Below are 13,808 nucleotides of genomic sequence, written 5' to 3'. Positions count from 1 at the left end.
CGCTGACGGCCCAGCTCGGACGTGATCGAGCCGAACAGCTCTGGGTCGCGCTCTGAGAGAGACTGGGTGAAAAAACCGGTATCACGTAGATTGGCGTTCATGGGGGCTCCACAATGCTGGGATTTCTTGCGGATTTCCTATCGGAAACGGGGCATCGGCAAAAGGCTTAAAGCGACGATTTGGCCAACGGTGGCGTCAAGTCTGGTCTATAGGGGAAAGGTATGATTGTTTCGGAACCAAATGTGCAGCACTGGAAACCACAATAGATGATTCAAAGAATCGCTTTTCTTGCCAGCGACGCCAAGGTGGCTCAAACCGCACGCGACAAACTGGTCAGGCGCTATGGCAATGCGGCGCCGCGTGATGCAGGTGTAATTGTCGCGCTGGGTGGGGACGGCTTTATGCTGCACACTTTGCACAACATGCAGCACCTCGATACGCCCGTATATGGCATGAATCGTGGAACAATCGGGTTCCTGATGAACGAGTTCCACGAAGAAGATCTGATGGACCGTCTTTCCGCCGCTGAAGAAGAGGTCATCAACCCGCTGGCGATGCGCGCGATGGATCAGTCCGGAAAGATCCATGAGGCGCTAGCCATCAATGAGGTCTCTTTGCTAAGGGCAGGCCCTCAGGCGGCGCGGCTGAGGATCAGTGTGGACGGTCGCGTGCGCATGGATGAATTGGTTTGCGATGGCGCTTTGCTGTCAACGCCAGCAGGATCGACGGCTTATAACTATTCCGCGCATGGGCCAATCCTGCCGATTGGATCGGATGTTCTAGCCCTGACAGCGATTGCAGCCTTTCGTCCGCGACGCTGGCGGGGCGCGCTGCTGCCCAAAATCGCCCAGGTGCGGTTCGATGTGTTGGACGCGGACAAGCGGCCGGTCATGGCGGATGCGGATTCAAATTCATTTCCGGATATTGATTGGGTCGAAATTCGATCTGAACCGGCGATCCGGCACCGTATCCTGTTCGACCCGGGCCACGGCCTGGAAGAGCGTCTGATTTCGGAGCAGTTCACCTAAATGAAAGGCCAGGTATGAATTAATCGCGCTTGTGTGAACCAGTTCACACGAATCCGATTAACATTAAGGTACTGTGAACTTGCCTGGAGAACACGCCATGGTGGAAGTGAGTGGCCATCAACGGCGGTTTCGAAATGAACGTGCAGTTTATGTGCGGGCGAGGGTAGGTGGTGCTACGCTCGTTATCGGATTTCTAGGCATATTTTAGAAAGCGGACCCCGGGTACAAAACCCCGGGGTCAATTTTTTTGGACAACGTTTATTTAGAAGGACGTCCCCATTTTCTTCCACAATGGCAGGCACATTTGCCCCACCCGGTCTTCTATTGCCGCGGCGGCGTCTACCGCCATATCCTCGCGCCATCTGCGGGCTGCGATCTGGATGTTGATCGGCTGCGGCCCATGCGGCAGCTCGGCCAGCCGCGCCGGAACGCATGCCGCGGGCAGGCCGATGAAGTTCATCGCATAGGAATAGACCGCACAGCCCAGAACTTCATGCACGCCCTCGGCGCCCTCGGTGTCTCGGTCCGGTTTGAAGAACGGCTGTGGCAGGAATGGTGACAGGACCAGAGGATAGTTTTGCATGAACAGAGACCACTCGCGCGCATAGTTGCTGCGCTTGGCCAGCATTTTTATAAGGTCTGTGCCAACTATGGGTGGGAATTCCTGAAAGTAGACCTCGAATATGTCGCGGATTGTTTTTGATCCCGCAGCCTCGATATCGGCTTTCAACAAGGTCAAAACTTCGCCCATCAGGGCGCGGTACCCGCCACGACCAGCTTCAAAGATATCGGGTGGTGCGACCTCTTCCACTACATAGCCTGCTTCGATCAATGCATCGCGTGCCGTATCCAGAGCCTTGTCGACTTCGGGATGCAAATCGTATCCAAAGGTCTGCTTGGTGAAGGCGACCTTGATCGGGCCGGTTTGGTCCTCACCCCGCCACGGCATCGGCACGTGAAACGGATCGCGCGGATCGGGCGCGATCAAGCTGGGCATGGACAGGTGCAGGTCCGCTGCGGAGCGCGTGATCAGACCCTGCACCGACATCGATTGTGCCAATATGCCCCGTTCTGCCGATTGGCTGGGATTCCACGCCGGAACACGACCCAGACCCGGTTTGACGGTAACCGCCCCATTGGCGGCGGCAGGAAATCGCAGACTGCCCCCTATATCGTTGCCATGGGCCAGCGCACCGATCCCAGCCATCACAGCTGCGCCCGCGCCACCAGAAGATCCCCCGGGCGAGATATGACGTCCCCAGGGGTTATGCGTGCGGCCATGCAGTTCGTTGTCTGTGTCAGCACGGAATGAAAATTCGGGCGTGTTGGTGCGACCGATGACGATGGCGCCCGCCTTTTGCAGGTTGGAAACAACCGGCGCATCATCCGGGGCGATCACGTCTTTCAGGGCAACGACCCCATTCGAGGTCGCATGTCCTTTTTGATCGACGTTGATCTTGATGGTGACCGGCACACCATGCAGGGGGCCGGGCTGCTCTCCGTCACCGACCGCCTTGTCCAGATTTCGCGCACGGTCCAGCGCTTGTGAACTCAGATCTTCAACAACCGCATTCAGCGCAGGATTGACCTGTTGCATCCGGTCGATGGAGGCTTTGACGGCCTCTTCCGCGCTGATTTCCCTGTTGCGCGTCAACGCGGTCAGATCGGTGGCGTTCAGACGCCAGATGTCGGTTTCTGTCATGGGGCCTCACTGTCTTGGTCAGACAGTAGAGGCCCGGTGTCAGGTTGCAAGAGGCGGCAGGCGCGCCGATTTTCTACTGGGCGTAGCCGATGGATTTGAGGGCCTCGGTGATCTCGTCCAGAATCGCCGGATCGTCGATGGTGGCGGGCATCTTGTAGTCCTTGCCATCCGCAATCGAGACCATGGTTCCGCGCAATATCTTGCCCGACCGCGTCTTGGGCAGCCGGTCGACAACCACAGCCAGCTTGAAGGCAGCGACCGGTCCGATCTTTTCGCGAACCAACTTGACGACATCCTGAACGACGTCACCATGGTCGCGGTCACAGCCCGCATTCAGACACAGGAAACCAACCGGCATCTGGCCCTTCAGCTGGTCCGACACGCCGATCACGGCGCATTCGGCAACGTCAGGGTGTTCGGCCAGAACCTCTTCCATGCCGCCGGTGGACAGACGATGGCCGGCGACGTTGATCACGTCATCGGTGCGCGCCATGATATAAAGGTAGCCGTCCTCATCGACCATGCCCGCATCGCCGGTTTCATAGTATCCGGGGAAGTGGTTCAGGTACGAGCTTTTGAACCGGTCTTCGGCGTTCCACAGCGTCGGCAGGGTGCCCGGGGGCAGGGGTAGTTTCACCGCAATCGCACCCAGCTCTCCGGGTTTCATCGGGTGGCCACCTTCGTCCAGGATCTGCACATCGTAACCGGGCATCGGCTTGGCAGGTGACCCTAGCTTGGTTGGCAGTTCTTCAATCCCCAGCGGATTGCCCGCGATGGTCCAACCGGTTTCGGTTTGCCACCAATGGTCGATGACCGGAACGTTCAGCGCGTCTTTGGCCCATTCGATCGTGTCGGGATCCGCCCGCTCTCCGGCCAGAAACAGGGCTCGCAGGCAGGAGAGGTCGTATTCAGGGATTAATTCCCCCTTGGGATCTTCACGTTTGACCGCGCGGATTGCGGTGGGAGCAGTGAAGAAACTGCGAACATTATGCTCGGATATCACCCGCCAGAAGGTTCCTGCGTCTGGGGTTCCAACCGGCTTGCCCTCGAACACTATCGTGGTGTTGCCGTGGATCAGCGGCGCGTAGCAGATGTATGAGTGGCCAACGACCCAGCCGACATCCGAGGCCGCCCAGAACACATCGCCGGGGTCTACGTTATAGATGTTCTTCATCGTCCAGTTCAGCGCGACCAGATGACCGGCAGTTGGCCGCACAACCCCTTTGGGCGCTCCGGTCGTGCCCGATGTATACAGGATATAAGCTGGATCATTGCCATCGACAGGAACACATTCCGCAGGCTCAACACCGTACTGGAACCCGTGCCAGTTGAAATCACGCCCCTCGATCAAATGCGCAACCTCTTGTTCGCGCTGGAATATCACGCAGAAATTGGGCTTGTGGCTGGCAAGTTCGATGGCACCGTCAAGCAGCGGTTTATAATGCACCACACGGCCCGGCTCCATCCCGCAAGAAGCGGCGATGATTGCTTTTGGTTTGGCGTCATCAATACGGACCGCCAATTCGTTGCTTGCAAAGCCACCAAACACAACCGAGTGCACCGCACCCAGCCGGGCACAGGCCAACATCGCCTCAAGCGCTTCGGGGATCATCGGCATATAGATGATAACCCTGTCGCCCTTTTCGACACCTTTTGCCCGCAATGCCCCGGCCAAAGTAGCGACCCGATTGCGCAGTTCGACATATGAGATCTCGCGCTTGGTGTGGGTGATTGGGCTGTCATAGATGATGGCCGTCTGTTCACCGCGACCATTCTCGACATGGCGATCAACTGCATTCCAGCAGGTGTTGACCCTGGCATCACAGAACCATTCATAAAGAGGAGCATTGTCGTCAAACAAAGCCTTGCTGGGTGGCCGAACCCAATCAATTCCTTTTGCAGCTTCCATCCAGAATGCCTCTGGATCGGATTTCCAGCTCTGGTAAACGTCCTGATATGCCACTTTGGTCTCCTCCGAAAAATCCCTGCACCGTGTCTAGGGCGGGGTATAGGGGGCAGACAAGCGGTCGAAGTGACGGGGCGTCACTTTATCGCAAAATATTTGCAGATGTATAAGAATTTCCCTGCAAATTTTTGCAAACCTGTCGGCAATTTATGGATTTTGCGCGCCGAATTCACAGTTTTGCAAAACTGCAAATGTATTGGTGCAAATATGAAGGAATCAGTCCGGGCACCTGTTTCGGTGCCCGGAGGGGATCCGTGACCCATTACCCGTAATGAGCGACAGGCGTTCCTGCGATCGCCGCCATGTTCAGTAACCCGCGTGCGGTGATCGAGGGGGTCACGATATGTGCCTTGTTGCCCATACCCATCAGGATCGGGCCAACTTCCAGCGCGTTGGCCTTCATCTTCAGGATGTTGCGCACACCGCTGGCGGCATCTGCGTGGGCAAATATCAGGACGTTGGCGACACCTTCTAGACGTGAATGCGGGAAGATGCGCGACCGCAGTTCAGGGTCAAGCGCTACGTCCAGATTCATCTCACCCTCATATGTGAAATCGCGCGGCTCCGAGTCCAGAATTTCCAAAGCGGCCCGCAGGCGCTTGCCCGAGCCTTCGGCCTGATTGCCGAATTGAGATTGCGAACAGAACGCGATTTTTGGCTCCAACCCGAAACGCCGGACATGACGGGCCGCGCCCAGGGTGGTTTCGGCAAGCTCTGCAGGCGTTGGTAATTGCCGCACATGTGTATCGGCAATGAACAAGGGGCCGTCCTCAAGAACCATCAGAGACAAAGCGCCATGTGCGCGCAGGTCGCCATTGGCCAACACCTGTTCGACATAGCTTAGGTGCCAGCGGTATTCGCCAAAGGTTCCGCAGATCAGGCTGTCGGCCTCGCCACGCTGGACCATGATCGCCCCAATGGCTGTGCTGTTGGTGCGCATGATGGCCTTGGCCAGATCAGGGGTGACACCGCGGCGCTGCATGATCTGGTGATATGAGGTCCAGTAATCATAGTAGCGATTGTCATGTTCAGGGTTCACGATCTGAAAATCCTCGCCGGGACGCACGGTCAGGCCCAGGCGCTCGCATCGCGCTTCGATGACTTCGGGACGTCCGATCAGGATCGGTGTTTCCGTGGTTTCTTCCAGAATGGCCTGAGCGGCGCGCAGCACACGTTCGTCCTCGCCCTCGGCAAATACTATTCGGCGCGACGCAGCTGCTGCGGCCTCGAAAACCGGGCGCATGATCAGGGCGGATTTGAAAACAGTCTGGTTCAGGCGCTCTTTATAGGCCTCCATATCTGGAATCGGACGCCTGGCAACGCCACTGTCCATAGCCGCCCGGGCCACTGACGAGGACACAACAGCGACGAGGCGCGGGTCAAAAGGTTTTGGGATCAGATAGTCAGGTCCGAATGTCAGTTGCTCGCCCTTATAGGCGGCGGCGGCTTCTGCACTGGTCGTTGCCCGGGCCATATCAGCGATACCGTCTACGCAGGCGATCTGCATAGCGTCGTTAATTTCGGTCGCACCAACATCCAGGGCGCCCCGGAAGATGAAAGGAAAGCACAGAACGTTGTTCACCTGATTGGGAAAATCACTGCGACCCGTTGCGATGATCGCATCGGGGGCCACTTCGCGAGCTGCGTCCGGCAGAATCTCGGGCGTCGGGTTGGCCAGCGCGAAGATGATTGGTCTGTTGGCCATTTTCGCGACCATTTCGGGTTTCAGGACATTCGGTCCGCTAAGCCCCAGAAACAGATCGGCATCCCCGATCACGTCATCCAGCGTGCGCAGATCAGTCTTTTGCGCGAATTGGCTCTTGTGCGGGTTCATGTCCTCGGCTCGCCCTTCATAGACAAGCCCGTGAATGTCACACAGCCAGATGTTTTCACGTTTCACACCCAGCTTCACCAGCATGTTCAGGCAGGCGATCCCAGCCGCGCCTCCGCCGGTCGAGACGATTTTGATATCCTCGAACTTTTTCCCGGCAACGTACAGCGCGTTCTTGGCAGCGGCGCCCACGACGATTGCGGTGCCGTGCTGGTCATCGTGAAAAACGGGGATGTTCATCCGCTCGCGGCACAGTTTTTCGACAATAAAACAATCGGGTGCCTTGATGTCTTCAAGGTTGATTGCCCCGAACGTGGGTTCCAGCGCGCAAACGATATCGGCCAGCTTTTCGGGGTCGGATTCGTCAACCTCGATGTCGAAACAGTCGATCCCTGCGAATTTCTTGAACAGAACCGCTTTGCCTTCCATCACCGGCTTAGAAGCCAGAGCGCCTATATTGCCCAGGCCCAGCACTGCTGTTCCGTTCGAGACTACGCCAACAAGATTGCCCCGCGCGGTGTAAAGCTCGGCGTTGGATGGGTCGGCCTTGATTTCCAGGCTGGCCTCGGCGACGCCAGGCGAGTAGGCGCGCGCCAGATCCCGACCGTTGGCCATGGGTTTCGTAGCCCTGATTTCGAGCTTTCCAGGCTTTGGGTGAGCGTGATAATCAAGCGCGGCCTGTCGCAGGTTGGGAGTGTCAGACATAGGCAATTCATCTCCGTTCCGAATTTGGTTGAAGGGTTAAACTATTTCTGGCGCCTTGGCTACGTGACGTCACTTCATAAATGGATTTTTGCCAAACACGGCCGTAGGTTGAATTATGTTCTAATATGGTTACGGTCGCGCATCTTCATATTCGGCACCGCTTCCACAGGAGATCGAAGGCCCAAGATGACCCCGGAAAAACAATCTCAGTCGATACCCGTCACAACCGATACCAAGCGGTCCTTTGGGCTGGACCAGCCGCTGTTTCGTGCAGCGATTGGAGTTGCGTTGCTGATCTTGGTGGTCCTCTGTATCTGGCCGGTGCAGGCGATGTCCCTCAGCCATGAGGGCGGCCCGTTCGAATCCATTTCGGCCGCGGCACTTGTTCTGGCCGGGGGCATTGCGCTTTTCCGGTATCGCGGGATTTCCCGTCTTTATATCGGTCTCGTCTGTTTGCTGCTGGCAGAGCGCGAACTTGCTGCGGATATCTATGCCGTAGATAGCTTGCCATATGGGATTCTGAATGGGCTGGACACGCTGCTTGATATGAACGCGGTTCGCGTCATCCTGGCTGTTTTGGTTCTGGGCGGCTTGCTCTGGCACGGGGTGCCAAACGGGTGGCGTGCGTTCAAGCATCGGGTCCCGTTTCTAATGGTGTTCTTTCTGGCCGGTATGTGTGCGGTGGTTGCACAGGGGTTGGAAGAAGTCAGTGGCGCACTGAAAGACGACCTATCGGACCAGATGATCATGCGTTTGTTTGTGTTGGAAGAAACGCTTGAGATGTTCTTTTCGATTGGCATTTTGGCTTCTGTTCTGATCGGATGGCCCAAAGCCACGACCGAAGAGAACTTGAATGACCAGCAATCAGACCAAAGCTGAGATTCGTCTGCCGACGCAGGAATTACGTGACGACATCCCGTTTTTTACCAAGGTACTGGGGATGCGGATGGATATGATCTATCCGGCTGATGACCCTCGGGTCGCCGTGTTCTCGGGGCATGGATTGCGATTACGGATCGAACAGGATGCACCCGAGGCGCCCGGAATGTTGCGCATTCTGACCGAAAATCCGGATGAGTTTGCGGCTGGCCAGCGCAGTTTGGTCGCGCCGAACGGGACGCGTGTTGAAATTGATGAACTGAACCCGCCGATGGTGATGCCGGATACCGTGCATTCCTTTGTCGTGCGCAGACTCAAGGATCAGGCCCCGTGGGTCATCGGGCGCGCCGGAATGCATTATCGCGATCTGGTACCCGATCGCTTGGGCGGGTCGATCATTGCCAGCCATATCCGCATTCCTGATGGCGGTCCGGTTCCGGACATGGTGCATTTCCACAAGGTCGGGTTTCAGTTGATTTTCTGCATCCATGGCTGGGTCGATGTGGTTTACGAGGATCAGGGCGATAAGATGCGCCTGACCGCCGGCGATTGCTTTATCCAGCCGCCCGAAATCCGCCATCGTGTGTTGGAGGCATCGGACAATGTGCAGGTGATCGAAATTGGTGTTCCTGCCGAACATGTCACCGAAATCGACCACGAAATGCAGTTGCCGACCCCGCAATACCGCCCGGATCGCGAATGGCAGGGCCAGCGCTTTGTCTACAACCGGGCCGAGGGAGCAGAATGGGGGCCGTTCCGTTTGCCGGGCTATATCTGTCGCGACACCACGATTGCCCAGAACACGATGGGTGTCGCAGGCGTTCAGGTGGTGCGTCGGGGGCAGGGTGACACCGCCTGGGCTACACATGATACCGATATTCATTTCACCTTCGTTATGAACGGTGAGTTGACGCTCGAAGGCGAGGGGCGTGACCCCTATCGGCTGGAACAGGGCGATGCCTTTGTCATCCCGCCGGGTATGCGCACACGCCTGTCTGATCCGACCGATGATGTTGAACTGCTTGAGGTCACGCTGCCTGGCGTGTTCAATACGGTTCTGGATTAAGCATTTTGGCTCAGGAATTCTGCGCTCGGGGCTTCAATTCCCCGGGGGCTTTCATTTAGGGTATGACTTTCTGACCAGATGATCAAAAAATAGGGAATCGCCATGAGCTTGAAAGACGCAGCCTTGTCCGTGCGGGAAAACGCCTATGCGCCTTATTCCAATTTCAAGGTCGGCGCGGCGATCCGGTCCCTGTCGGGGCAGATCTACTCCGGTTGCAATGTGGAAAACGTGGCCTATCCCGAAGGCACTTGCGCCGAGGCCGGAGCCATTGCCGCCATGGTTGCTGCTGGCGAGCAGGAACTGACCGAGGTTTACGTGGTCGCGTCGTCTCCTCAGCCAGTACCGCCGTGCGGGGGGTGCCGCCAGAAACTGGCCGAGTTCGGCAAGCGTGACGTCAAGGTGGTATTGGCCAGCTTGGACGGGGCGGAGTTGAAAACCACTATCGGGGATCTGCTGCCAGGCGCATTTGACGCCTCGCATATGGAGGATGTCTGACCCCATGGACGCCCGCTCGATCATCGCAAAGTTGCGCCGCAAGGATATACCCTCCGCCGAGGAACTGCACTGGTTTGCCCAGGGGCTTGCCGATGGTGGGGTCAGTGACGCGCAGGCAGGGGCGTTTGCGATGGCGGTTTGCATGGGTGGGTTGGGCGCGCAGGGCCGTGCCGATCTGACCATTGCGATGCGCGACAGCGGCGATGTCCTGAACTGGGATGTGGAAGGTCCGGTAATCGATAAACACTCGACCGGGGGTGTGGGCGACAGCGTCAGCCTGGTACTGGCCCCCGCACTGGCCGAGCTTGGGGCCTATGTGCCAATGATTTCTGGCCGGGGACTGGGACATACGGGCGGCACGCTGGACAAGCTCGAATCCATCCCCGGTGTGACCACCCAGATCAGCCAGGACCGGCTGGTGCAGGTGCTGAACGAAACGGGGGCAGCCATTGTCGGCGCCACCGGGCAAATCGCGCCAGCGGACAAACGGCTTTACGCCATTCGGGATGTCACGGCGACAGTTGAAAGCCTCGACCTGATCACCGCTTCGATCCTGTCGAAAAAGCTTGCGGCCAGCCCGGATGCGCTGGTGCTGGACGTTAAGGTTGGCAGTGGGGCCTTTATGAAAACCCTTGATGACGGGCGCAATCTGGCACGGGCGCTGACGGAAACCGCCAACGCTGCAGGGTGTCGGACCTCGGCAGTCATAACCGATATGAACCAGCCGCTTGCCTCTGCGCTGGGCAATGCACTTGAGGTGGATGAGGTCATGAAGGTATTGACCCAAGCGCCTGACGCGCCGTTGGCTGTGATCTCTGCCGAACTGGGTGGGGTTCTGTTGGCTGACGCCGGTATGTTTGCCACTTCAGATGAAGGCCGGGACAAAATCGCCAAGGTCATCCGCGATGGCCGTGCCGCAGAACGGTTTGGCCGCATGATGGCCGCAGTTGGGGCACCCATTCACTTTGTCGACGATTGGTCGCGCTATTTGCCCGAAGCCAGCGTGATCCTGGAAGTGCCCGCTCCCGCTGCGGGCTATGTAACCACGATAGACGGAGAGGCGCTGGGCCTTGCGGTTGTCGAATTGGGTGGCGGACGTCAGGTTGAAAGCGATGTGATCGACCCTGCGGTCGGGCTGTCAGATCTGGTGCGACTGGGCGACCGGGTCGAAAAAGGCGTTCCATTGGCTGTCGTCCATGCCGCCCGCGAGGATGCCGCGCGACGTGCGGCTGATGCTGTTCAAAAGGCGATCACGCTTGGAACGGGTAAACCAGTGGTGCCATCCCTTGTCCACGAGAGGATCACGCCATGAGCCGCGCCTTCCTTGTGGTGATGGATTCTGTGGGTATCGGCGGCGCGCCCGATGCTGATCAGTTCTTTAATGGCGACATGCCGGATACTGGGGCAAACACTCTGGCCCATATCGCGCAGGCTTGTGCACAAGGTCAGGCGGAAGAGGGGCGATCCGGGCCTTTGCATCTACCGCATTTGGATGCGCTGGGGTTGGGTGCTGCGGCACGGCTGGCCTCGGGTGCGGAAACGCCGGGTTTGCTGGCCCAGCCGACAGGTCTGTGGGGCTGCGCCTGTGAGGATTCTCCGGGCAAGGACACGCCATCGGGGCATTGGGAGCTAGCAGGGCTGCCTGTGCCGTGGGACTGGCATTACTTTCCCAATACAACACCATCATTTCCGGCTGATCTGAGCAAGGTCGCAGCCGAGGCCGCCGGAACCGAAGGGGTTTTGGGGGATTGCCACGCCTCGGGCACCACGATCATCGCCGAATTGGGGGCCGAGCATATGCGAACCGGTTGGCCGATCTGCTATACCTCGGCCGATAGTGTCTTTCAGATCGCCGCGCATGAAGAAAGTTTCGGCCTAGACCGTCTGCTTGACCTCTGCCGCGCGCTGGCCCCACGTTTGCACCAGATGAAAGTGGGGCGTGTGATCGCACGGCCCTTTGTCGGCTCGCCCGAACAAGGGTTCACCCGCACGACCAACCGCAAGGATTTTGCCATCGTGCCGCCCGCTCCGGTGCTGACGAACTGGTGTCAGGATGCGGGCCGCCGTGTTCATGCAGTGGGCAAGATCGGCGATATCTTTTCCATGCAGGGAATCGACACGCTGCGCAAAGGGTCGGATGCTGACTTGATGGGTCATCTGTCCGATCTGGTCGATGAGGCCGAAGAGGGCAGCCTGACATTCGCTAATTTTGTCGAGTTCGACAGTCTCTATGGCCATCGGCGCGACATCAGCGGCTATGCCCGCGCGCTGGAATGGTTTGACCAAGAGATAGGTGCAATTCTGACCCGGTTGCGCCCCGATGACCTAATGTTGTTGACCGCTGATCACGGCAACGACCCAAGCTGGATCGGCACCGACCACACGCGTGAGCAAGTACCTGTCCTGATTGCAGGGCAGGGTGCGGGGCAGATCGGTCAGGTCAAATTCGCCGACATTGCCGCCAGTATCGCACATCACCTGAATATCCCGGCACAAGGGCCGGGGCGGAGCTTTCTATGACTGTCGCTGACCTACCCAAGATCGAACTGCACTTGCATCACGAAGGTGCCGCGCCGCCTGCCTTCATCCGTCAGCTGGCGCATGAAAAGCGCATCGACCTGAGCGGGATTTTCAAACATGACGGGTCTTATGATTTCCGGGATTTCGCCCATTTCCTCAGCGTATATGAGGCCGCCTGTGAAGTGCTGAAATCGCCCGAGGATTTCCGCCGTCTGACGTTGGCTATTCTTGAAGAAAGCGCGGCGAACGGGGTGGTGTATTCGGAAAGCTTTCTGAGCCCCGATTTCTGTGGCGGTGGCGATTTGGTGGCCTGGCGCGACTATCTAAGTGCCATTCAGGATGCCGCTGATGAAGCCGAGCGGAAATACGATATCACTCTGCGCGGCGTGGTGACCTGTGTCCGGCATTTCGGACCCCAACAGGCCAAGCTCAGTGCATATTGTGCTGCTGAAACTGCGGGCGACTGGATTACCGGGTTCGGTATGGGGGGCAATGAATCCATGGGGGTTCAGGGCGACTATAAGTGGGCGTTTGACTGCGCGCGCGAGGCCGGACTATGCCTGACCACCCATGCCGGAGAGTTCGGTGGGCCGGATAGTGTCCGCGATGCGATCCGTGATCTGGGAGTTGAACGCATCGGCCATGGCGTGCGTGCGATCGAAGAACCCGACCTTGTGCATGAGATCGTTGATCGTGGTGTGACGCTCGAGGTTTGCCCAGGCTCGAACGTGGTTCTGGGCCTGTTTCCTGACTTTGCCAGCCACCCGATTTCCAAGTTGCGCGAGGCAGGTGTCAAGGTCACCGTGTCCACCGACGATCCGCCGTTTTTCCATACCACAATGCGGCGTGAATATGAGATGTTGGCCAAAGCTTTCGGTTGGGAGGCCGAGGATTTTGCCGCCCTGAATGAAACCGCCCTGAATGCGGCTTTTTGCGATGAAGCGACCCGTGCGCGGGTCAAGAAAAGACTGGAGATATCATGAGCGAACACCTGACCGTCGTCGACCACCCGTTGGTGCAGCATAAATTGACGCTCATGCGGGACAAGGTCACTTCGACCGCCGAATTCCGTCAGTTGCTGCGTGAGATCACCTTGCTTCTGGCCTATGAGATCACGCGCGAAATGCCATTGACTACCCGGCACATTGAAACCCCGATGGAAGAGATGGACGCCCCCATCCTGGCAGGTAAGAAACTGGCGCTGGTTTCTATCCTGCGCGCCGGTAACGGAATGCTGGACGGCGTTTTGGAACTGATCCCCTCGGCCCGTGTTGGCTTTGTTGGCCTGTACCGCGATGAAAAGACTTTGAAGCCCGTCCAATATTACTTCAAAGCCCCTGAGGGGTTGAAGGACCGTTTGGTCATTGCTGTCGACCCGATGCTGGCAACCGGCAACAGTTCGGCCGCTGCGATTGATTTGCTGAAAGAGGCGGGCGCGACGGATATCCGTTTCCTCTGCCTGTTGGCTGCCCCCGAAGGTGTTGCCCGCATGAAAGAGGCGCACCCGGATGTTCACATAGTCACCGCCGCACTGGACCGTGAGCTGAACTCAAAAGGCTATATCATGCCGGGTCTGGGCGATGCGGGCGACCGGATGTTCGGGACCAAATAAGCGG

11 protein-coding genes are annotated in these 13,808 nt (G+C 58.0%); 8 read left to right on the top strand and 3 right to left on the bottom strand.

What is annotated here, in order from left to right; all coding sequences use genetic code 11:
- Positions 1 to 266 precede the first annotated feature (266 nt).
- Positions 267 to 1,028: an NAD kinase gene (locus tag AC2FH2_RS04810; RefSeq protein WP_142632779.1), complete on the top strand. Its 762-nt coding sequence runs from the start codon at positions 267 to 269 to the stop codon at positions 1,026 to 1,028.
- A gap of 262 nt (positions 1,029 to 1,290) precedes the next feature.
- Here AC2FH2_RS04810 and AC2FH2_RS04805 read toward each other — a convergent pair whose 3' ends face one another.
- The 3 genes from AC2FH2_RS04805 to AC2FH2_RS04795 form a co-directional block, all read right to left on the bottom strand.
- On the bottom strand, positions 1,291 to 2,730 hold the full coding sequence (locus AC2FH2_RS04805; RefSeq protein ID WP_496693339.1) for an amidase family protein: 1,440 nt from the start codon (positions 2,728 to 2,730) through the stop codon (positions 1,291 to 1,293).
- A gap of 73 nt (positions 2,731 to 2,803) precedes the next feature.
- Positions 2,804 to 4,693 carry a propionate-CoA ligase PrpE gene (gene prpE, locus AC2FH2_RS04800; protein WP_496823039.1) on the bottom strand — a complete coding sequence of 630 codons (1,890 nt, stop codon included), beginning with the start codon at positions 4,691 to 4,693 and terminating at the stop codon, positions 2,804 to 2,806.
- Positions 4,694 to 4,958: 265 nt separating this feature from the next.
- Positions 4,959 to 7,232, bottom strand: a complete 2,274-nt coding sequence (locus tag AC2FH2_RS04795) for an NADP-dependent malic enzyme (RefSeq protein WP_282027863.1) — start codon at positions 7,230 to 7,232, stop codon at positions 4,959 to 4,961.
- 186 nt (positions 7,233 to 7,418) lie between these two features.
- On the opposite strand from AC2FH2_RS04795, the gene AC2FH2_RS04790 reads away from it, so the two are divergent.
- The 7 genes from AC2FH2_RS04790 to upp all read left to right on the top strand — a co-directional run bounded on the left by AC2FH2_RS04790 (position 7,419) and on the right by upp (position 13,804).
- Positions 7,419 to 8,111 carry a hypothetical protein gene (locus AC2FH2_RS04790; RefSeq protein ID WP_271948030.1) on the top strand — a complete coding sequence of 231 codons (693 nt, stop codon included), beginning with the start codon at positions 7,419 to 7,421 and terminating at the stop codon, positions 8,109 to 8,111.
- On the top strand, positions 8,086 to 9,177 hold the full coding sequence (locus AC2FH2_RS04785) for a cupin domain-containing protein (RefSeq protein ID WP_142632789.1): 1,092 nt from the start codon (positions 8,086 to 8,088) through the stop codon (positions 9,175 to 9,177). Before AC2FH2_RS04790 ends, AC2FH2_RS04785 begins: the two co-directional genes overlap by 26 nt.
- A 102-nt stretch (positions 9,178 to 9,279) precedes the next feature.
- Positions 9,280 to 9,672, top strand: coding sequence for a cytidine deaminase (locus AC2FH2_RS04780; protein ID WP_142632791.1), 393 nt, complete (start codon positions 9,280 to 9,282; stop codon positions 9,670 to 9,672).
- A gap of 4 nt (positions 9,673 to 9,676) precedes the next feature.
- Positions 9,677 to 10,984, top strand: a complete 1,308-nt coding sequence (locus AC2FH2_RS04775; RefSeq protein ID WP_496823051.1) for a thymidine phosphorylase — start codon at positions 9,677 to 9,679, stop codon at positions 10,982 to 10,984.
- Positions 10,981 to 12,192 (top strand): phosphopentomutase, encoded by a 1,212-nt coding sequence (locus tag AC2FH2_RS04770; protein WP_281994361.1) that lies wholly within the window; start codon positions 10,981 to 10,983, stop codon positions 12,190 to 12,192. Before AC2FH2_RS04775 ends, AC2FH2_RS04770 begins: the two co-directional genes overlap by 4 nt.
- On the top strand, positions 12,189 to 13,175 hold the full coding sequence (locus tag AC2FH2_RS04765; protein ID WP_496823036.1) for an adenosine deaminase: 987 nt from the start codon (positions 12,189 to 12,191) through the stop codon (positions 13,173 to 13,175). The genes AC2FH2_RS04770 and AC2FH2_RS04765 overlap by 4 nt, the downstream gene beginning before the upstream one ends.
- The gene (gene upp, locus AC2FH2_RS04760) at positions 13,172 to 13,804 is read left to right on the top strand and encodes a uracil phosphoribosyltransferase (protein WP_496692450.1); all 633 of its coding nucleotides are present in this window, start codon (positions 13,172 to 13,174) and stop codon (positions 13,802 to 13,804) included. The genes AC2FH2_RS04765 and upp overlap by 4 nt, the downstream gene beginning before the upstream one ends.
- Positions 13,805 to 13,808: the final 4 nt, after the last annotated feature.

It is taken from the genome of Ruegeria sp. YTSA105 (assembly GCF_059610225.1).
Note: the sequence above shows the minus strand (reverse complement) of the source record. Positions and strands in the feature narration are given on the sequence as shown.